We start from the raw sequence: 19448 nt of genomic DNA on the forward strand, positions 1-19448 counted from the left end.
ACGGGCTCGAAGTCGGCGAAGGGTCATCTACTGCCGGGGTGCAGGCATGATCCTCTCAATCAGCCCGGTCCAAAGCTAGCCGGTCAGGTCAGCTGGAACTGCGGTGGAAAATACTTCCGGTTTCGGTGATCGCTTGAGCACTCGTGTACGGCTGGGTTGGGTCGGTAGGAGCTCGTCCGCTATTCCGGAGGCCCGGCTCCGAACCAGCCATTCCGCTTACGGCCAAGCCCTGCCATTCTAGACCGCGGCTTCGCGCCAAGAACGGACGTTGGCGCGACGCCGGGTAGCAGACCTTCACCATCGGTGGATCACATCTCCGGTGCCGATCCATCCCGGGCTTTAGGATTTGTATGGCAGCCATTGAACCGCGGTGATCGCAAGCCGCTTAGATCACCCGTTGTTCTCCGCTTCATCTTCAAAGCCAGGCGCATTCGGGAAGATCCCCTGACGGCCCTGGCCTCCTTCGCCTGAGTAGGTCGTCATCTTGATCCGCCCTACCGCGGAGTGCGGCGGGTCGCTGTTCTCGAGAATGATCACCTGTGCGAATCCACCGATCGAGATCAGATGGTCGTAGAAGGCCTCGTTCAAAGGCGTCGCCCGCATCCTGCGCTCGTCGGCGGATAGTTCGCCATGCTTCTTGTTCATAATTGGAGGCCGGTACGACAGAAGCGGCGAGTCTAGAACGAGGAAGCCGGGATGCGGCAGGTCGTTGTCCTTGCAGTACAGCAAGAGGGCGACCTTGAAGGCGGAATGCAGGATCGCCATTACGCCTTTGCCGTTGTTCCTACGGGCTCTTCCGTTGACGACGATGTCCGGTCGCTTGGGGTCGAAGGTGACCGCCTCGATCTTCGGATAACGCCACGCTTCGAGAACGGCCTTGACGGTCTTGGTGAGCTCGAACTGGCTGCGATCGTCTATTCCGACGAAGAGCCCTTCCGCCTTCTGCTTCTTCACCTTCGCGTGGTCGAGGCGCGACTTGCGCTCCTGAAGGCCGGCGTATCTGGCCTGAAGGTCCGCACCGCGTTTCGCCCGTTCGCGTTCGGCGAGAAGCTCTTGATGGCGGCGCCTGCTGTCCGCCTCGAGCGGCCTCAGCCGATCGACGTCGTCCCTCAGGCCGGTCAGCGTTCTGCCCAACGCCGATGAGCGGGCCTCGAGACCGCGCGCCTCCGCATCGAGGGAAGCGACGGTTACCTTGAGCTCGTCGCGGTCGCGCGCGATCTTTTTCATCTCGGCGTACGTAGCCTGGCGCTGCAACTCGACGGCTCCAGCATCGAGGTGATGCTGCTGATGCGTCGGATCTGCTCCGCACAGCGGGCAGGGTTGGTCCGCGAAACGCTGGAGGAGGAACCCGTCCTCGTCGAGGGCGGCAAGGCGCTCGATGTCGGTGTCGTAGACCTGGGCGAGTTCGCCGAAGCGATGGAGCATCAGCCGGATCTCGGCGGCCCGCGCATCGCAATCCTGCTGCTCGTCGAGCACGCGACGGCGTTCGGAGACCGCCTCGTCGAGCTCGAACTGCCGTGTCTCGAGTTCGACGCCCATCCTTCCGATGGAGCCGTCGAGCTTCTCGACCTGCGCCTCCAGGCCATCAGGCTCCGGGTAATCCCGGAGGCTGCGTTCGATCTCCGCCAGAAGATCGTCGAGCAGCTTGACCTGCCCCGCCCGCTCGGCGCGAAGCGTCTTGCTGCTCGTGACGGTCACGACCGCCGCATCGTCGATGCCCGTCATCAGGAACCGGAGCACGTTCTTCTCGAACCTGGTCAGCGACCCCCGTCTCGCCGCGACCGGGCTCTCGCCCGAGATCATGACGGTCTCCGGGATGAGGACGTACGGAATTAAATTCCGGAAGGAGAACGTTTTCTTCGCCGTACCGCTGTCGTCGGCGACCAGAAGGGATGGGTCGTAGCCTAGCTTCGCCAGCAGGTGCCGCGAAATGTTGTCGTCTCGATCCTTGTCGTGCTTGGCTTTGAGAATCGCCGCGTCCGGCGGCGCGATCGGCGCATCTCCGGACCAGACGTGCAGGTCGCCTCCCTTCACGGCCCGCGCGAGCGTCTCGGGAGCGCCGCCGTCGATGTCGAAGGTGAGCACAACGGTGTCGTAGGCGCGCCCTTGGTCGAGCACGTCGAGTTCGTCCTGGCTGCCGACCACGTGGTTGATGGCGCGGAGGATATAGGACTTGCCCGCGTTCGATCCGCCGACGATCAGGTTGACCCCCGGTTCGAACGGGATGCGGACAGGTTTGATTCCCTTGCCGGTGAAGGCGAGGCGTCGCAATCGGATGGACGGCGTGGTCACAGAGCGCGGCCCGCCGGGACTTCGAACTCGAACTGAAGCGTCCAACGCTCGATGGCGCTTCGAAGGGTCGTCTCGAATACGTCCTCCGGTTCCGCCCTGGTCCTCTCCGCCAGCCAGTTCGCGCTTGCCTTCAGCCGTACGTTGTAGGGCGTGGACAGCAGATCGACGAAGGCCGGTCCATCGTCGGCCGCGCCATACAGGATGCCGCTGACGTCGTCGAAGACATCGACGAGATGCAGGCGTCGCATCAGCGCGACGCCTGCTTCGACCAGGGTGCGGCGGACCCGATATTCGCCGGGGCGGGAGGCGAGCGCCGGATGGACGCTTTCCGGCCCCTCTATATCCTGGGGGTGCACCACGAAGTAGTCGTAGAGGCAGAGGCTCGACATATCGAGCCGCAGCGGGAGCAGTGCGTTCAGGATGATCAGAGCCCTGACGCCGCACTCGGCCGGGCTGTTGAACAGGCGCGGTGCCGCTTCGCCGATCACGGACGCCACCTCAGCCTCCCGGCGTTCACGAGGTGATGGCAGGTGCCTTGGCGGACCTTGATCGTCGCGCGGTTATGCTTGCCGAACGGACCCGGCACCGCGAGCACGGCAGCCTGGCTCATCGCCGCGTCGACCCGGTCGAGCCCCTTGCGCGAGCGCAATCCGTCGACGACGCCGTGATAGATGTTGTCGTCGAGATCCGTCAGAAGGGTCTCCAGGACGCTCTCCTTGAAGTGCGCCTTGAAGTCCGCAGCCGCGAAGTAGCGGACCCGCTGATCGCGCAGGTGCACGCCGTGCTCTTCGTGCCCGAGCACCGCATCGGCGTCGCTGAAGATCAAGCCGGAGTGCTCGCCGTAGACGCCGACGAGTTGATCGACATACGTCGCCTCATGCTCTTGGAATTCCCCCGGCACGGGGCGCTCGAGTGCCGATCCAGGATCGATCTCAAACGTCTTCACCAGAACTGCCTGCATGCTTTCCTGGGCGAGGATCCGGTCCGCGTTCCAACCGTCGATGCGTCCGAAGTCGTATGCTTCGATCGTGGAGCGCAGCTGATCATCCATCGCAACTGCGGTGCCCTTCGCGATCTGCTTCGCGCAGCGCTTGTCCCATTCGTCAAGCATGGTCCTTCGAAACCGTGAAGGCTGACCGAGGTAAACCCTCGCCGACTGCGCGACGCCGTAAGGGGCGATGAAGACGTAGGCTGCCGGCGGGGTGAACTCGCCACGCGACGCGTAGTAGAGGGTCTTGCCGACCTCCCCGAAAAGCGACGGCTCTCCGAGTGTCCGTCGGAGCTGCTTGCATTGGTAGTTGTCCCAGGGACCCTCGAAACGCTGCGGCGTCGAGAACGCGACGACGTCCAGTCCCCGATCCATCGCTTGCCCGACGCGTTCGGCGGAATGATAGCGATGCGGTAGGTCCAGCGCCCACCGGTACATCAGGATTTCAAGATCCGTAAAAGGCAGATTTAGCAGCGCGGTGTTCAGTGAATGCATGCCAGATCACGAGCTTCGCCGTGCGGTCGGACGCCGTCGACCAGCTCTGAATAGCGCCGAGCGTAACGCTAGGCCATGCACGGCGGCCGACCTTTCACCGGTTCGGACATTCCAATCCGGCCTGCACCAGGACGAAACGTGTCCCAAACGCGCCGCCCACAAGCGGCCATTCCCAATGCCCGGAATGGGTCACGATCTTCCGTTGGCAGTGGACAACAGCGCGAAGTTCCGCACCGTCCCCGCCCATCCGCACATTCGACTGGACTGCCGGAGCGAACGGAGCGTGTGTGGTTGCCGGGACGACGCAGCCGGTATCGCTGAGGCTGCGCTAGTTTGGACCGAGGGCAGCGGGGGAGCGTCAGAACAGACCACGCAACGAATAGTGGCTTTCCCCGCCTGGGGGTCGTCTCTCCAGCCACATGCACCTTGCCCCCCAGGCCGACCTCGCGCCGTCCGCGGGGTCGGGGTCGTGGCAGGGCCTGTCCTGCCGCTGACGGAGACCTCGACCCATGACCACCATCTCGCTCACCCGCACCGAGGCGGGCATCTTGCACGCCGCCGCCGCGGACGAGGGACGCCTGCACTTCGCCCTGACGGCGAAGCCGGCCAGCCGCAAACGGCTCATCGGGCGCCTCCTGAGCAACGCGCTCATCACCCCGTCGGACGTACCGGACGGACAGCATCGTCTCACGCCCGCGGGCTACGGAGCCATCGGCCTCATCCCACCCCCGGTAGCCGGGGCAACATCCCGCCCGAACAAGAAGGCGTTGGTGCTGACGCTGCTGGCCCGGGACGAGGGGGCGACGCTGACCGAGCTGATCGCGGCGACGGGCTGGCTGCCACATACGACCCGCGCCGCCCTCTCGCGGATCCGGTCAGGAGGACAGTCGCTGGCCAAGGCAGCTCGCCCGGACGCGGCGATGTCCTACCGTATCCTGCCGCCCCCGCCCGCAGCCCGTAACCACGCCCGGCGCAAGGCGGGAACTCCGGCCCGTGCGCTGACGGGAGGCACAGAATCTGACCCGCATGCGGGTGCGCCGACGCAGGCCACCGCCTGATGGCGCGGCCTCGAGCCATCACGGAGGGCGAGGCAGACCGCGTATCCGCCTCGCTCGACGCTCTCGCCGGGATGGACGCGGCGGCACTCGAACGGCGCTGGCGTCAGCTGTTCGGCGCAGCCCCACCTCCCGGCCTCCCGCCCGCGCAGCGCGCGCGGGTCATCGCCTACCGCCTGCAGGTCCTCGCCTACGGTGACCTCGACCGCGATACGGCACGAGCCCTCGATCGGCTCGTGCGAGCAAGGAATCCGCCGGACCAGGGAGGGGACGTTATGCCGATCCGCGTGTCGGTGCCGGTGCCGGATCGGCGGGGGCACACCCCCGGTGTGACGCTCTCGCGGGAATGGGCGGGGGTGATGCACACCGTTCAGGTGCTGGAGGCCGGCTACGCCTGGAACGGTGCGACCTACGAAAGCCTGTCCCGGGTGGCGCAGCTCATCACCGGTACAAAGTGGAACGGCCCCCGCTTCTTCGGCCTACGCGCCAAAGCTGCTGGCGGTGCAGAGACACGAACGGGGAGGGTTGAGGCATGAGTGCCCGCTCCCCCAAACCACGGCAGACACCGCCTTCCGGCACACGGCCGACGCTGCGCTGCGCGATCTATACCCGGGTCTCGACCGAGCACGGACTCGATCAGGAGTTCAACTCCCTCGACAACCAGCGAGAGGCGGCCGAGGCCTATGTCCGCTCCCAGGCGCACGAGGGCTGGCGTCTGCTGCCCGGCCGCTACGACGATGGCGGCTTCTCCGGCGGATCGCTCGAACGACCCGCCCTGCAGCGACTATTGGCCGAGGTGCGAGCCCTGCGCGTCGACGTGATCGTCGTGTACAAGGTCGACAGGCTGACCCGGGCCCTGTCCGACTTCGCCAAGTTGGTCGAGCTGTTCGACGGACACGGCGTCTCGTTCGTGTCGGTGACCCAGGCGTTCAACACCACCACCAGCATGGGGCGGCTCACGCTGAACGTGCTGCTGTCGTTCGCCCAGTTCGAGCGAGAGGTCACCGGCGAGCGCATCCGCGACAAGATCGCCGCGAGCAAGCGCAAGGGGATCTGGATGGGCGGGGTCGTGCCGCTCGGCTACCGGGTCGAGGGCCGAGCGCTGCACGTCGTCGAGGAGCACGCCGCCCTCGTCCGGGCGATCTTCGCGGGCTACCTCGCCCACGGCACGGTGGCGGGGCTGAAGCAGGACCTCGACGGGCAGGGCATCACCCTGCCGGCTCGCCGCGACGGGGCCGGGCGAGAGACCGGTGGAGGTCCTTTCTCACGCGGGCATCTGTACAAGCTGCTGGGCAATCCTCTCTACGTGGGTCAGCTCCGGCACAAGGGGCAGGTCCATGAAGGCCAGCATTCCGCGATCGTGGACGAAGCGACATGGCAGGCCGTGCAGGATCGGCTCGCCACCAACCACCATCAGCATCACCGCACGCGAGCTGAGAGCGTGCATCTCCTCGCCGGGCGCCTGCGCGATGCCGGGGGCGAGTTGATGGTGCCGAGCCACGCCCAGAAGGGCGCGGTGCGCTACCGCTACTACGTCTCCCGGACAGTAGGGATAAACGACAAGCGGCTGCGCCTGCCTGCTGCATCGATCGAGGCGGTGGTCGTGGCCGGTCTGCGGAGCATCGCTGCACCGAGCCCAGCACCGCTTGATGACGCTGCCTTGGTCGCAGCTGAACTCGAGACGGTGACGGTGCATGCCGATCACCTCGTGCTGCAGTTCACGGGGGAGCGCCCTTCACTGTCGCTGTCCTTCACGCATCAGCCGCAGCGGCGCCGCCAGGCGATCGTCGTACCGCCGGGCCGCGAGGGCGATCGGCTGCGGGCGATGAAGGCGGAAGATCGCACCCGCATGCTCTCAGGCATCGCCGCAGGCCGGACATGGATGCAGGATCTCGTGACCGGGCGAAGCCCGGGCATCGAGACGATCGCTTTGGCCGAGCAGCGCACCGAGCGCTCGGTGCGCATGACGCTGTCGCTCGCCCTGCTCTCCCCCCGCATCGTCCGCGCGATCGTCGAGGCGAGGCTGCCCCGGGGCATCGGCCTGCGCCATCTCTGCGAGCTGCCCCCCGCCTGGGACGCGCAAGAACGCTTCCTCGGTTTGTAACGTCTGAGCGTCTTGCTGGGGCTCCGCACGACTGACGCCATCGACTCCGGAAGCGATCAGGCGATCAGGCAAACCGCCTTCCTGATCAGCACTGCGGCTCCCAGGCAGCGCCGCCATGGGTTGACCCCGCGCAGTAGCTCATCGCCCGCCCAGACCGAGAGGGCAATCCAGGATGCGAGGTCCGCCTCACGGCCGACGGCGGTGTCCTCCCCCGCGATCCAGGCGACGGCCTGCATCAAGCCGAACAGCCACCGCGGCGTGTTCGGCCACTGGCCAATCACGATGCGCCCGCTGGTGCGGTCGCGGAAAAACCAATCGAGGGCCGCGGGCAGCATCGCAGGAAACGGGAATGAGGCCGCTGGAGACCGGGGGCAGAATGGCCGGTGATCCGGCCCCGGAGACGCGACAGAGACGCGGCTGAAGCAAGACGCTCCAGCTAAGCTACTGACAAGTCGAGTAGTTCGAAGACCACCGGGATCCTGCGATTTGCGCAAGGACCCCTGGTGGAGCTGAGGGGAATCGAACCCCTGACCTCCGCAGTGCGATTGCGGCGCTCTCCCATCTGAGCTACAGCCCCGTCGAGGCGCCGGCCTTGTAGGCGCGGGCGGCTCAGCCTGTCAATTCCCTGTTTCAACGTCGCCCGCCGCGCGCCGCTCCGGCGCCGGGATGCGGGCGCCCCGAGGATAGCGCGCGAACCCGCATGAACGCCCTGATCTGGCTCTTCGACACGGTCGTCCAGCTCTTCATCTACGTCCTCATCGCCAGCGCGGTCCTGAGCTGGCTCGTGGCGTTCAATGTAGTGAACGTGCGCAATCCGATCGTCGCGCAGATCGGAGAGGTGCTCTACCGGATCACCGAGCCGGTGCTGCGGCCGATCCGCAACCTGCTGCCCAATCTCGGTGGCGTCGACATCTCGCCGATCATCCTCATCCTGCTGCTGCTGTTCATCAGCCGCCTGCTGCACGAGTATGCCGTGCCCGCAACCTACGTTTACGCGCAGTAGGATCGATCCCCCGTGAAGACGAATCCCGGCCGCTTCTTCGAGGATTTCCGCCTCGGCGAAACCATCCGCCACGCCACCCCGCGCACCGTCACGGTGGGCGACGTGGCGATGTACACGGGCCTCTACGGGCCGCGCTTCGCGGTCCAGTCCTCGGACGCCTTCGCGCGCGCCTTCGGCTACCCGAAGAGCCCGCTCGACGATCTGCTGACCTTCCACATGGTGTTCGGCAAGACCGTGCCGGACGTCTCCCTCAACGCGCTGGCCAATCTCGGCTACGCGGAGGGCGGGTTCCGGCGGCCGGTCTATCCGGGCGAGACCGTATCGACCGTTTCGGAGGTGATCGGCCTCAAGGAGAGTTCGAACCGCCAGACCGGCGTGGTCTACGTGCGCTCGGTTGGCTCCGACGAGCGCGGCGAGACCCTGCTGAGCTATTGCCGCTGGGTGCTGGTGCGCAAGCGCGACCCCGAAGCCGCGATCGCCGAGGAACGCGTGCCGACCCTCGCCAAGGTGGTGGATCCGCAGGATCTGGCGGGTGCGCTGCCGCCACTCTCGGCTACCGCCTACGATACGGACTTGGCCGGCAGCCCGCACCGCTTCGCGGATTATGCGGTCGGCGAAAAGATCGACCACGTCGACGGCATGACCGTCGAGGAGGCCGAGCACCAGATCGCCACGCGCCTGTTCCAGAACACCGCGAAGGTGCATTTCGACGGGCTGGCCGCCAAGGACACCCGTTTCGGCCGCCGCCTCATCTACGGCGGGCACGTGATCTCGCTCGCCCGGGCGCTCAGCTTCAACGGGCTCGCCAACGCCTTCGCGCTCGCTGGCATCAATGCCGGCCGGCACGTGGCGCCGCTGTTTGCCGGCGACACGGTCTATGCCTGGAGCGAGGTTCTGGCGACGGCGGATGTCGGCCGCGCCGATGTCGGGCTCCTGCGCCTGCGTACCGTGGCCACCAAGAACCAACCCTGCGGCGCCTTCCCGGATCGCGCGGGGGATGGCTACGATCCGTCGGTGATTCTCGATCTCGACTACTGGGCGTTCGTGCCGAAGTAGCGGACGGCAAGGTCCGGCGACCGGACGTTGAGCCTATGGCCGTGATCAGGATCGCGACGACGCGCGCGCTCGTCGTAAGGCGCGCGGGACCGGACGATGCAGCCGCGATCGCCGCACTCCACGTGACGGCTTGGCACGAGGCCTATGGCGGCCTCCTACCCCCCGAGATGATCGACGCTCTCACGGTCGAGGTGCGGCAGGCGTGGTGGGCGCAGGTTCTCAGCAGCCCGCAGCCGGATGCTGACGAAGTGGCCTTCCTGGCCGAGTTGGATGGGAAGCCGGTCGGATTCAGCCTCAGAAACGCTCAGCGCGCGGGCGACCTGGCGGCGGCAGGCTTCGACGGGGAGTTCCGGGGGCCCTATGTCGTGCGGGCCGCCCAGGGGCGCGGCATTGGCCGGGCTCTGGCCGCCGCAATGGCGGCGAGCCTGCAGCAGGCGGGTTACCGGGCCATAGGCGCCTGGGTGCTGCGTACGAACGCCCCCGGCCGCCGCTTCGTCGAGGGTTTCGGCGGCACCCTGCTCGATCGGCCGGAGGCCGTCCGCGGGCGCGGACGGTTCACCGAAGTTGCCTACGGGTGGCGCGACCTCCCATCCCTGGCGCGGTCCTGCGACCCGGCATCCCGCTCGGCGTGACGGTCCCTCAGCGAATCCCGCCGCCGACTACCCCGGCCTCGACGGCCAGCGACAGCCGGTCCGTGACGGCCCACTCGACCCCGACACCCGCCACCGGACGCACCGCGATGTCCTGCCGGCTGAACGGCAGGGTCGCGGGCGTCGGGCCGACCCGCAGGCTCTCGTGCAGGGCCAAGGCGCCGCCCTTCCCGTAGACCAGGACGTCCGGTGTCAGCAGCGTCCCGACCTTTACCGCCAGGGCGCCGGCGAAGTCGCGGCTGTAGGCGAGGTGCCCGTAGCCGGGCGCCAGGGTGCTGTCGAGCCCGGCGAGATAATCGAAGCCGCCGCTGATGCCGTAGAGGATCGGGCCCTCCTGCCACATCCGCCCGGCCTCGAAGCCGATGGTCGGGCCGGAATAGCTGCCGAAATGCCGGGAGCTCGTCACCGCATAGCCGGTCGACAGGCGGGCGTAGGAGCCGGTCCAGCGGCCGGCTGCGTCCTCGGCGGGCGCGGGCCAGGCAAAGGAGGGCAGGGGGGCGAAGCCGATCGACGGCCACAGGAGAGCCTGAGCGGCGGCGGGCCCCGCCGACAGGCAGCAGGCCCCGAGCACGAGACCAGCTGCGAGCCGGCGAAACGGACGGGATTCGGCACATCGAATCATGCCGGCAGCTTAGCCGAAGGCGCAGAGCCGCGACAGGGCTGAGCGGCCGCGTCACCGGCGCATCGCCCAAGGTGTCTCTGGGGCCGGCCATGCCGGCGAGGACCACGCGAGCCGAGCTACGGCGATTGGGGGCTGCGGTGTCGGCGCCCGCGGGGGCGGGCGCCATCAGGTCTGCGAGGTCGGCCAGAGCATGCGGGTGCGCGGGCGGGCCTGCGGGTGACCGTGCTGTTGCCGCCCCCGCCACCTTCACCTCCGGCGTGCGGGTCGGCTATGCCGGTCGTGCCGGTGGGCAAGGCGACGGACCACGGGGTGGGCCTGAGGTGGCTGCACTGCCTGGCAGCCGCGCCTCGACTTGGTCGCCGCAGCCGCGGATTTCGAGCGCCGTCAGACAATGTCCGGACCCAAAACACGTCGATCACCGTGCGGCGCGGAGAACCGGTTGTCGAAGCGCGGCAGGCCGAGATTGTCCCGCAGAATCGTCCCCTTGTGCTCCTCCCGGCCAAGGCCCCTCCGGCGCTGTTCGGGGATCACCGGGGACATGACCACGTCGAGCGAAATCGTGTTGCATCAAGGAAGGACAAGATTGAGCGACCGGGATGCCGGCGTGATCGCGACGCGCCGCCCCCAGTCGAAGGCGACGAAATCCTGCTCGATCCCGTCCGAGAACACCACGCCGCCCTCGTTCATCCGCGACACCACCGTAAGGGGCGATCCGGCGAACTTGCCGCCGCGCAGGTCGGTGCCGGTGGCGACGCTCGGGAACGGTTCGCGCACCCAGTAGCCGAAGGCCGCCTCCTCGATGCCCACATCCACGGTGAGGTGCGTCGCCTCGCTGATCGAGCGCGCCCAGCCGGTCAGGCCGGTGCCCGAGGCCACGATCAGACCGCTCGACGACTGGTCCTCCGCCCGCGCCCCGTCGTCGATGCGGTAGCGCGCGGATTGGTGGCTGCGGTGGCCGACGAAGATCTCGTTCAGGGCGAGCAGCCGCTCGCCGCCGTCGAAGGTCGCCTGCACCATGGTGCGCCGCTGCAGGGGCGCGGCGCCGGCCGCGCTGGCCGGCAGCAATTCGCGCAGGGCCTCGATCCGAACCCGGACCAGCACCCCGTCGTAGAGGTCGGGCGCCGGGTTGACGCCGACCACTGGCTGCCCGTCGAGGTACTTGGCGACGTTGGCCACGAGCCCGTCCTGCCCCACGGCCACGACCACGTCCTCGGGGGCGAACAGGAAGCGATCGAGGTCGGGGCGCCGCACCAGGGCCTGCCGCCAGTCCAGGGGCACCGACGCCCGGGCCTCCGCCAGCACGGCCAGGAACCGGGCGTGGCATGCCTCGACCTCGGCGAGCGTCTGGCCCCGGCTTTCCAGAAAGAACTGGACTTGGCCGCGGGTCGCGTGCCGGGCGATGAGCAACTCGTAATCCGTGTCGCGGATCACGAAGACCACGCGGGGGGTGATGGCCGGCATGACGGGTCACCTCAGCGCGGCGTGAGCCGCGCGGGAAGCGCGCCGCGAACCTCGCCGAGGATGGAAGCCAGCAGGTCGGGCGTGACGTTGATGTGCTCGATCGTCTCCAGCTTGCCGGCGAGTTCCCGGGCTGCCAATCCGAGCAGGACGGCGGGCGGCATGTCCCGGTAGATTGCGGCGCGGCGCTGCTCCGCCTCGGCCCGGGCGCCCTCGACGAGCCGGATGCGCTCGGCCTCCGCGGCCGCCTCCAGGCCCCGCGCCTCCGCGACGCCGGCGGCGCGGTCGCGGGCGTTCTCGGCCTCCTGGGCGATCAGCACGGTCTCGCGCCGGGCGAGCTCGGTCTTCGTCGCGAGCTCGTTCTCCGCGATGGCGCGCTCCTTTTCGACCGCGAGGGCGCGCCGGGAGAAGGTCGCCTCGTCGGCCTTCTGCTGCAGGGCCTCGAAGGTCGGCGTCTGCAGGGCGCGCTCCAGCTCGCTGGTCGGCGCGAGGTTGGTGAGCCGCATCGACACGGCTGCGACACCGATCTCGGCCAGCGCCGGGGCGTCGGAAAGCACCCGTTCGAGGACCGCGCGCAGCGGCTCCGGCCCCGCATCGAGGAGGGCGCCGATCGGGCTCGCCCCGAGATAGTGCAGCGCTGCCTGGCTGGCGATGCCGCCGAGGCGCGCCTCGATCCGCTCGATCGGCTCACCCTGCAGGCGCCCGGTGCGGAGGTTGATCGAGAAGTCGACCCGGCTGGCCAGCAGCTCCGGATCGACGACGTGCCAGCCGATCGTCCCCTGGACCACGACGGTCTGGAAGTCCCGGCTGCGGCCGCGGACGAACAGGGTCATCTCGCGGTCGTCCACCGGCACCTCGCTGATGCTGGCGGTCTCGGGCCGGAACCAGAAGACCAGACCCCGCCCGCTCTGCCGGACCCGGCCGTTGCGGAAGCGGATCACGTGGCTGCTCGCCTCGCTTCGAAGCTGGGCGATCACACCGATGTTGCGGAGCGCGGCCATAATGGTCTCCTCAGAACTGACCCGACCTGTCGAAGCGGTAGAGTTCGGCGGGGCGGAACGCCGTCCCGGCTTCGCATATGGCGGAGGGCGGCTTCGGTCGTCATCCTAGTTATACTCAACATGAGTATAACTAGGATGTGGATGGCGCCGCTGTCAAGGCGACCGGCCGCTCCGTCACGGACCGTCCTGCGGCGCACGAAACCGCACCGGCCCGGCACGGATCCGCCCGGACGCGGCCGGTGGGTACGGCCGGAGCCTGGAAAAGGGCGAAGCTTCTCGTGGCGGCGCAGCGGCAAGCGCGGGAGCTTCAGCGGCGAGCCGGCCCCGATCCGCCGGCCCAGGAGGTTTCCCCGATGCCGTTCTTCGCTCCACGACCCGCGGTCGAGCCCAACCGCAACGCCGCGCTGTCGCCGCTCTTCCTCGCGCTGCTGGCGCTTCTCGTCATGCTCGCCTCGGCCCACGCGGCGCCGGGGCCGGCACGCGGCGGCCTGACTCTGCGCGGGCCGGCCGGCACCGCGCCGGTCGAGGCCCTTCAGCTCGCCACCGACATCGGCGTCGATGTCAGCGGCCCGACCGCCCGGGCCACCGTCACCCAGGCCTTCCGCAACACCACGGCGGACTGGGTCGAGGGCATCTACGTGTATCCCCTGCCGGAGGACGCGGCCGTCGACGGGATGAAGCTCGTCGTCGGCACCCGCGTGATCGTCGCCGACATCCGCGAGCGGGCGGCGGCCAAGCGCGCCTACGAGGCCGCGAAGGCGGCCGGGCAGTCGGCGGCGCTCACCGCGCAGGAGCGGCCCAACATCTTCACCAACGCGGTCGCCAATATCGGCCCTGGCGAGACGGTGCTGGTCCAGATCACCTATCAGCAGACGATTCCCGTCTCGGGCGAGATGCGGACGCTGTGCCTGCCCCTGGTGGTCGCGCCCCGCTACAATCCGGCTCCCAGCTCGGTGGACGCCGTCTCCCTCGACGGCGTAGCCGAGGCGGCCCGCGATCCGGTGCCGGATCGCGCCCGGATCAGCCCGCCGGTGCTCGACCCGGCCTTGTCGCCGCCGACCAATCCGGTCGCCGTCACGGTGCGTCTCCAGGCGGGCTTCGCGGTCGGCGCCGTGCAGAGTGCCACCCACGCGATCCGCGTGACCGAGACCGGCCCGGAGGCGCGCACCATCACGCTCGCCGCCGGCGTCGTGCCGGCCGACCGCGACCTCGAGCTGACCTGGTCGCCGGCCCCAAGCCGGGTGCCCGATCTCGGCCTGTTTCGCGAGACCGTCGCCGGCCGGACCTACCTGCTGGCCGCCGTGAATCCGCCCGCGATCGAGACCGATGCGGCGGCCCGGCCGGCGCGCGACGTCACCTTCGTCATCGACAATTCCGGCTCGATGTCCGGCGCCTCGATGCGGCAGGCCAAGGCCGGGCTGCTGGCCGGGCTCGGCCGTCTGACGTCACAGGACCGCTTCAACGTCATCCGCTTCGACGACACCTGGGACGCGCTGCATCCCGAGCCGGTCCCGGCCACGCCGGCGGCCCTGGCGGAAGCTGAGCGCTTCGTCGCCGCCCTGGAGGCCCGCGGCGGCACCGAGATGCTGGCGCCCCTCAAGGCGGCGCTCGCCGATCCCCACCCGGAGGACGGGCGGGTGCGCCAGGTCGTGTTCCTCACCGACGGCGCCGTCGGCGACGAGGAGCGGATCTTCGCGGCGATCCACGCGAATCTCGGGCGCACGCGCCTGTTCATGGTCAGCCTCGGCTCGGCGCCCAACGGCCACCTGATGCGTCACGCCGCCGAGATCGGCCGCGGCAGCTTCACGGAGATCCGCGACCTTGCGCAGGTCGGCGACCGGACCCGCGCGCTCTACGAGAAGCTGGAATCCCCGGCCGTCACCGACCTCACCGCGACCTTCTCGGTCCCGGGCGTCGCGGTCACGCCCGGCGCGCTGCCCGATCTGTACCGCGGCGAGCCGCTGGTCTTCGCTGCGCGGCTGCCGGGGGCGTCGGAAGGAACCGTGACCGTCTCGGGCCGGGTGGGCGGCCGGACCTGGACCCGGACGCTTCCCCTGGCCGAGGCGGGCGCGGGTGCCGGCATCTCCAAGATCTGGGCGCGCTCCCGGATCGGCGAGACCGAGACGGCGCGCATCACCGGGCGCCTCGGCGGCGACGCGGCCGACGCCACCATCCTGGCCCTCGCCCTGGAGCACGGCCTGACGACGCGGCTGACAAGCCTCGTGGCCATCGACGCCACCCCGCGTCGGGCGCCGGGCACGCCCCCGGTCGCCGCCGACCTGCCGCTGAACCTGCCGGCCGGCTGGGACTTCGCCAAGGTGTTCGGCACGGACCGGCCCGCTGTCGCGCCCGCCGACGACGGGGCCGCCCGGATCGTGCCGATCCGCGCCGACGGCGCGGCCATCGACCTGCCGCAGACCGGGGCCGGGATTCTGGCGCAGCTCGGCCTGGGCCTGCTCCTCGCACTCCTGGGCCTCCTGCTGGGCGTCGGCCTGCGGCGCAGCGGCCGGTCGGTCGGAGACGCGCGGTGACAAGCGGCCTGGCAACCGGACTGGGGAGGGCGCTAGCCGCCCTCCTCACCCTCGTGGGACTCGGGCTGGCGGCGCGGGCCGCCTGGATCCCCGCCAAGGCCGCCCTGGCGCAGGTGCTGCTGGAACGCGCCTTCGCCCGCACCCTGGCCGAGGGCCGGTCCGCCCGGCCCTGGCCCTGGGCCGACACCGAGCCTGTCGCCCTGCTCACCGTCGCGGGCCGCAGCTTCGTGGTGCTGCGGGGCGGGAGCGGCCAGGCCCTTGCCTTCGGCCCCGGCCATCTGGACGGCACCCCGGAGGCCGGCGCGCCCGGCACCGCGATCTTCGCCGCCCACCGCGACACGCAGTTCGCGGTGCTGGGGCAGCTCAGGCCCGGCGATCCCGTCACGGTAACCGGCCGCGACGGCCGGACCCGGCGCTTCCGCGTCACCGGAACCCGGGTGGCGCGCTGGGACGCCTCGGGCATCGACCCGCAGGCCCCCGGCCGGCACCTCGACCTCGTCACCTGCTGGCCCCTTGAGGCGCTCCAGTCCGGCCCGCTGCGGCTGATCGTCGAGACCGAGCTGGCCTCGGAGGCGGGGCGTTCCTGACGGGTTGGCGAGGACGATCAGCCTGGCCGCGCTTGCGCAAATGTGCGGTTTCGTGCGGATCTGTGCGGATCGAGCCCGTGCGAGCCGAGCCTGTGAGCGAGATCGAACTGTCCGAGGCGCAGAGCCGCGCCATTGCCCAGACCGTGCGCGAGGCGCTGGCCCGCCGGCGCATCTCCCGGCAGACGCTGGCCGAGGAGGCTCGGATCAGCCTCTCGACGCTGGAGAAGGCGCTCGCCGGCCGCCGGCCCTTCACCCTGGCGACCACGATCCGGCTGGAGGAGGCGTTGGGCCAATCTTTGAGGCAGCCGATGGGGCAGGCCTCGGCTCCGGACCTGCCGCGTCACGCCCCCGACGAACTCGGAGCCTACGCGCAGGAAGGCGTGTCCTGGCTGGAGGGCCGCTATCTCACCCTGCGTCCCTCGTTCGAGACGGCGGGGGCCATTTTCGCCTACCGCACCGAGATCGCCTAGGATGCGGCCAGCGCGCGCTTGGTGTTCCGCGAGGCCGAGCGGGTCGATGCCCCCTTTGCGCAGTCCGGCAGCGTCGCCGTCCCGAGCCAATCCGGCATGATCTATCTCGTGACCAACTGGCACGGGCAGCATCGCCTCGCGGTGCTGTGCCGTCCCAACATTCGCGGCGCGATGTACGGAATTCTCACTACGCTCCACGCCGGCCGCGGCACGCAACTCACGCCCGCTGCGGCCCCGCTCGCCCTGCTGCCGGAGCGCCTCGCGGCTGACCTCGGTTACGGCCGCATTGCGCCGCATGAGCCGGCTTACGCGGCCTATCAAGCGCATCTCGAACGCGTCCACATGGATGGCTACGCTACGTTCTTCACCGGCGCTCGCTAGCGTCGCCCGCTTCCGCGCCGCCAGACTGTCTCACGCCGCCTGAGTATCGTCGAGGCGTGCCGGCGGCGATAGCGGCGATGTGGCCCCGGGCGCTTCCGTCCCCAAGCTCGGCACGGCCCTGCTCACGCGCCAGCGGGGCAAGCGGGACGCGGTGTTCTCGGTGGAGGCGGGGTTTGGCGTCGGCCACGTCGGGCTCGACCCTGGCGCTGGTCGCCCTGTTGTCGACCAGCGCGGCCATCGCGAGCCTGTCCGGATGCGCGACCGCCTTGGCGCCAGCGACGACGCGAAAGGCTTGCCGGAGGATACTTGGTTCGGGCGGGTTGTAAGCCGGCTTGACCGCGCGCTGACCAGCGTCCCACGCTCGCACAAACGGCCGAACGTCGAAGCTTGCCGGATGGCACCACTTCAAGCCCTCGATATCGCTAACCGCACTCCTTTAGTCGCTGACGACGATGGGCCGGGGGCTCGCGCCGTGATGGCGTGGATCGAGCGGGCAGGCGCTCGCTCGTCGCAGAGACACCTATCAGCGCGCGGGGAGCGCGGGAAAACACTTTTCAAGCCGCAATCAGAATGCGCAGCCGAGATCAGGACGACTCCAGCGTCGCAAGAATCCGGTCTTATATTGCTCCGAGGGGCGGTGATGAAATCGATCGGCATATATAAGCAGCAGTGCGTTATTATCGGTTGTCTTAAAGAATTTTTGGCGCATTGCTTTCTAAGAATATTGTGCTCGGTGATCATTTTAATTAATGCAACTTTATCCATTCTAATTTTCAGTTGAAAATAATGCCAACCGCACGCGCGAATGCGGGATGTTACGGCTCGAATATGGTATTCATGAGAATAATAGATCTGGCATCGCTGATTCGGCGTGAGCGAGGGCTTAGCCATTCCCCACGACGAGCCATGTATCCTTCCGGAGCGCTTGAGCTTGCGGTCCGCAAGCTCAGGACTCGTGCGCGAAGACGTCGTCATCCTGCTCGTTGACCTCGTCGAATCCGTGCGTCTCATGCGACAGGACGAATACGAGACTGTCAGTCGATGGATGGACTTTGTTAATGTTGTCTCGCAGGAAATATTACCAAGATATGACGGAGTACTCATAAAGAGCCTTGGCGATGGCCTTCTGCTGCGGTTCCAAGCCGTATCCGACGCGGCGTCCGCCGCGCATGACATGCATCGGGCGACCGCCCGTTTAAACGTCGGATTGCCCGAGGATCGACATTTTCACCTCCGAGCCGGCTTGAACGTGACCGCGGCCTGGAGCGACGGCAGAGACGTATACGGCACGGGCATTAATCTGGCGGCGCGGCTTGCGACACTGGCTGGCCCAGGCGAAACAATCGCTGGCATTTCGGCGTATGAGGGGCTTGCCGCCGCGCTCGCTCAATTGGGCGGGCCCGGTGACACCATCGGAAACGCCGCCGCCCGAGATGAGCTGACGCACGGGGTGGATGCCTCCTGCGAGGATCTCGGCGACTGCTTCCTCAAGCATTTCGACAAGCCGGTCCGTGCCTATCGGATCGGGCCCGCTGCTCCGCGAACGACCATGCCTGGCCGGCGCGACTCCGAAGCCGCAATGGTACCGTCGGTTGCAGTCATTCCCTTCCAGGCGAGCAGCAAGACAGCGGCGTATCTCGATGTCGGCACCCTGATCGCCGATGGTGTCATGTGCCGCCTTTCCAAAAACACGAACCTTAAGGTCATCTCACGACGGTCGACCGCTGTATTTCGGGATCGGTCCGACGCCATTGAGGAGATTTCGGCCTGTCTAGAAGCGACCTATATCCTCAGTGGCAGTTTTGTCGCGGATCGCGGTAACATCCTGGTTACGGGAGAACTGTCCGAGTCTCGCGGCAATCGGGTGCTGTGGGCTGATCGCTTCAGCGGACGGGTCGATGACCTCCTCCAGGCAGACAGTGAGCTCGCAGCTCTCATCGCCCAGGCTACGCATGAGTCGATCTTCGAAACTGAAATCGAACATATCCGGACCCAGCCCCTGCCGAGCCTGGAGAGCTACTCCTTGCTTCTGGGCAGCTCCACCTTGATGCATCGCGCGAACAGGCAGGATTTCCTGCGGACTCGCCAACTCCTCGACGAGCTGATCAACCGACACAACCGCATGGCCGCGCCGCACGCCCTGCTGGGTAATTGGTTCGTCCTGCGCGTCACCAGGGGTTGGTCCGAGAACCGTGATCAGGAAGCGGCCGAAGCCTTGGGCTCGACGCGCGCAGCACTCGACCGCAATCCCTCAGATGCCCTCGCCCTTGCGACAGAAGGTTTCGTCTACTGCCATCTGCTGAAAGACCTTGATGTTGCGCGGGCGCGTTGCGACGAGGCCATTGCTGTCAATCCAAGTCATGCTTTGGGCTGGCTCTACCGCGGGACGGTCCACGCCTTCCTCGGGGATGGCGAAACGGCGGTCGCCTCGACACGGCGCGCTCTGGAACTCTCGCCCCTCGATCCCCTGCGCTACTACTTCGAGTCGCTCGCTGCGACGGCCGAACTGTCGGCGCAGGATTATGAGAACGCAGAGCGGCTGGCGCGCTCATCCTTGATGCTCAACCGCATGCACCTGTCGACCTGGCGTGTCCTCACGATCGCGCTCGTCAACCAGGGCCGGATGAGCGAGGCCCGCGAGGCTCTTCGAAACGTCCGTCAGCTCGAGCCTGCGCTGACCGTCGAAGGTTACCTGGCGAGGATGCCCAACGCGAACCTCAACACGGGCCGAGACTGGGCACGGTGCTTGGCGGCG

18 protein-coding genes, 1 tRNA gene and 1 pseudogene are annotated in these 19448 nt (G+C 68.2%); 11 read left to right on the plus strand and 9 right to left on the minus strand.

Features of this window, described 5'->3' with window-relative positions:
- Positions 1–390: 390 nt before the first annotated feature.
- The 3 genes from OXS49_RS20805 to OXS49_RS20815 are packed head-to-tail and all read right to left on the minus strand — an operon-like array spanning position 391 to position 3775.
- Positions 391–2292 (minus strand): hypothetical protein, encoded by a 1902-nt coding sequence (locus OXS49_RS20805; protein WP_267426491.1) that lies wholly within the window; start codon positions 2290–2292, stop codon positions 391–393.
- A complete protein-coding gene (locus tag OXS49_RS20810) occupies positions 2289–2789 on the minus strand; it encodes an ABC-three component system middle component 2 (protein WP_267426492.1) in 501 nt (166 codons plus the stop codon). Before OXS49_RS20810 ends, OXS49_RS20805 begins: the two co-directional genes overlap by 4 nt.
- The gene (locus OXS49_RS20815; RefSeq protein WP_267426493.1) at positions 2777–3775 is read right to left on the minus strand and encodes an ABC-three component system protein; all 999 of its coding nucleotides are present in this window, start codon (positions 3773–3775) and stop codon (positions 2777–2779) included. The genes OXS49_RS20810 and OXS49_RS20815 overlap by 13 nt, the downstream gene beginning before the upstream one ends.
- 509 nt (positions 3776–4284) lie before the next feature.
- On the opposite strand from OXS49_RS20815, the gene OXS49_RS20820 reads away from it, so the two are divergent.
- The 3 genes from OXS49_RS20820 to OXS49_RS20830 are packed head-to-tail and all read left to right on the plus strand — an operon-like array spanning position 4285 to position 6934.
- The gene (locus OXS49_RS20820; RefSeq protein WP_267426494.1) at positions 4285–4833 is read left to right on the plus strand and encodes a DUF3489 domain-containing protein; all 549 of its coding nucleotides are present in this window, start codon (positions 4285–4287) and stop codon (positions 4831–4833) included.
- Positions 4833–5366, plus strand: a complete 534-nt coding sequence (locus OXS49_RS20825) for a DUF2924 domain-containing protein (protein ID WP_267426495.1) — start codon at positions 4833–4835, stop codon at positions 5364–5366. Before OXS49_RS20820 ends, OXS49_RS20825 begins: the two co-directional genes overlap by 1 nt.
- Entirely contained in the window at positions 5363–6934 is a 1572-nt protein-coding gene (locus OXS49_RS20830) for a recombinase family protein (protein WP_267426497.1), read from the plus strand. The genes OXS49_RS20825 and OXS49_RS20830 overlap by 4 nt, the downstream gene beginning before the upstream one ends.
- A 56-nt stretch (positions 6935–6990) precedes the next feature.
- Here the strand turns inward: OXS49_RS20830 and OXS49_RS20835 are convergent, their stop codons facing one another.
- Complete coding sequence (locus OXS49_RS20835) at positions 6991–7269, minus strand: hypothetical protein (protein ID WP_267426499.1); 279 nt, start codon at positions 7267–7269, stop codon at positions 6991–6993.
- Positions 7270–7435: 166 nt separating this feature from the next.
- A tRNA-Ala gene (locus tag OXS49_RS20840) sits at positions 7436–7511 on the minus strand.
- A gap of 123 nt (positions 7512–7634) precedes the next feature.
- On the opposite strand from OXS49_RS20840, the gene OXS49_RS20845 reads away from it, so the two are divergent.
- The 3 genes from OXS49_RS20845 to OXS49_RS20855 are packed head-to-tail and all read left to right on the plus strand — an operon-like array spanning position 7635 to position 9625.
- On the plus strand, positions 7635–7937 hold the full coding sequence (locus OXS49_RS20845; RefSeq protein WP_091722957.1) for a YggT family protein: 303 nt from the start codon (positions 7635–7637) through the stop codon (positions 7935–7937).
- A 12-nt stretch (positions 7938–7949) separates the two neighbouring features.
- On the plus strand, positions 7950–8993 hold the full coding sequence (locus tag OXS49_RS20850; protein WP_267426501.1) for a MaoC family dehydratase: 1044 nt from the start codon (positions 7950–7952) through the stop codon (positions 8991–8993).
- Positions 8994–9028: 35 nt separating this feature from the next.
- Positions 9029–9625, plus strand: coding sequence for a GNAT family N-acetyltransferase (locus OXS49_RS20855; protein WP_267426503.1), 597 nt, complete (start codon positions 9029–9031; stop codon positions 9623–9625).
- 7 nt (positions 9626–9632) lie between these two features.
- Here OXS49_RS20855 and OXS49_RS20860 read toward each other — a convergent pair whose 3' ends face one another.
- The 4 genes from OXS49_RS20860 to OXS49_RS20875 form a co-directional block, all read right to left on the minus strand.
- Positions 9633–10265: an outer membrane beta-barrel protein gene (locus OXS49_RS20860; protein WP_267426504.1), complete on the minus strand. Its 633-nt coding sequence runs from the start codon at positions 10263–10265 to the stop codon at positions 9633–9635.
- A gap of 384 nt (positions 10266–10649) precedes the next feature.
- Positions 10650–10805 (minus strand): hypothetical protein, encoded by a 156-nt coding sequence (locus tag OXS49_RS20865; protein WP_244006757.1) that lies wholly within the window; start codon positions 10803–10805, stop codon positions 10650–10652.
- A 27-nt stretch (positions 10806–10832) separates the two neighbouring features.
- Complete coding sequence (locus OXS49_RS20870) at positions 10833–11726, minus strand: hypothetical protein (protein WP_267426505.1); 894 nt, start codon at positions 11724–11726, stop codon at positions 10833–10835.
- Between the two features lie 11 nt (positions 11727–11737).
- Positions 11738–12724 carry an SPFH domain-containing protein gene (locus OXS49_RS20875; protein ID WP_267426507.1) on the minus strand — a complete coding sequence of 329 codons (987 nt, stop codon included), beginning with the start codon at positions 12722–12724 and terminating at the stop codon, positions 11738–11740.
- Positions 12725–13077: 353 nt separating this feature from the next.
- Between OXS49_RS20875 and OXS49_RS20880 the strand changes: the two genes are divergently transcribed.
- The 5 genes and pseudogenes from OXS49_RS20880 to OXS49_RS20900 form a co-directional block, all read left to right on the plus strand.
- Positions 13078–15255, plus strand: coding sequence for a marine proteobacterial sortase target protein (locus OXS49_RS20880; RefSeq protein WP_267426508.1), 2178 nt, complete (start codon positions 13078–13080; stop codon positions 15253–15255).
- Complete coding sequence (locus tag OXS49_RS20885; protein WP_267426509.1) at positions 15252–15842, plus strand: class GN sortase; 591 nt, start codon at positions 15252–15254, stop codon at positions 15840–15842. The genes OXS49_RS20880 and OXS49_RS20885 overlap by 4 nt, the downstream gene beginning before the upstream one ends.
- 92 nt (positions 15843–15934) lie before the next feature.
- A pseudogene (locus OXS49_RS20890) lies at positions 15935–16693 on the plus strand (helix-turn-helix transcriptional regulator).
- A 253-nt stretch (positions 16694–16946) separates the two neighbouring features.
- A complete protein-coding gene (locus tag OXS49_RS20895; protein WP_244006746.1) occupies positions 16947–17474 on the plus strand; it encodes a hypothetical protein in 528 nt (175 codons plus the stop codon).
- 174 nt (positions 17475–17648) lie between these two features.
- A partial coding sequence (locus tag OXS49_RS20900) for a hypothetical protein (RefSeq protein WP_267426512.1) occupies positions 17649–19448 on the plus strand: 1800 nt, incomplete at its 3' end.

Source organism: Methylobacterium sp. GC_Met_2, assembly GCF_026540795.1.
In the GTDB taxonomy this organism is placed as follows: domain Bacteria; phylum Pseudomonadota; class Alphaproteobacteria; order Rhizobiales; family Beijerinckiaceae; genus Methylobacterium.

Bases quoted from the DNA above. Each gene is read 5' to 3' on its own strand.
- OXS49_RS20815 (WP_267426493.1), bottom strand. From the start codon at position 3,775: ATGCATTCACTGAACACCGCGCTGCTAAATCTGCCTTTTACGGATCTT.
- OXS49_RS20820 (WP_267426494.1), top strand. From the start codon at position 4,285: ATGACCACCATCTCGCTCACCCGCACCGAGGCGGGCATCTTGCACGCC.
- OXS49_RS20825 (WP_267426495.1), top strand. From the start codon at position 4,833: ATGGCGCGGCCTCGAGCCATCACGGAGGGCGAGGCAGACCGCGTATCC.
- OXS49_RS20830 (WP_267426497.1), top strand. From the start codon at position 5,363: ATGAGTGCCCGCTCCCCCAAACCACGGCAGACACCGCCTTCCGGCACA.
- OXS49_RS20835 (WP_267426499.1), bottom strand. From the start codon at position 7,269: ATGCTGCCCGCGGCCCTCGATTGGTTTTTCCGCGACCGCACCAGCGGG.
- OXS49_RS20845 (WP_091722957.1), top strand. From the start codon at position 7,635: ATGAACGCCCTGATCTGGCTCTTCGACACGGTCGTCCAGCTCTTCATC.
- OXS49_RS20855 (WP_267426503.1), top strand. From the start codon at position 9,029: ATGGCCGTGATCAGGATCGCGACGACGCGCGCGCTCGTCGTAAGGCGC.
- OXS49_RS20860 (WP_267426504.1), bottom strand. From the start codon at position 10,265: ATGATTCGATGTGCCGAATCCCGTCCGTTTCGCCGGCTCGCAGCTGGT.
- OXS49_RS20865 (WP_244006757.1), bottom strand. From the start codon at position 10,805: ATGTCCCCGGTGATCCCCGAACAGCGCCGGAGGGGCCTTGGCCGGGAG.
- OXS49_RS20870 (WP_267426505.1), bottom strand. From the start codon at position 11,726: ATGCCGGCCATCACCCCCCGCGTGGTCTTCGTGATCCGCGACACGGAT.
- OXS49_RS20875 (WP_267426507.1), bottom strand. From the start codon at position 12,724: ATGGCCGCGCTCCGCAACATCGGTGTGATCGCCCAGCTTCGAAGCGAG.
- OXS49_RS20880 (WP_267426508.1), top strand. From the start codon at position 13,078: ATGCCGTTCTTCGCTCCACGACCCGCGGTCGAGCCCAACCGCAACGCC.
- OXS49_RS20895 (WP_244006746.1), top strand. From the start codon at position 16,947: ATGCGCGACCGCCTTGGCGCCAGCGACGACGCGAAAGGCTTGCCGGAG.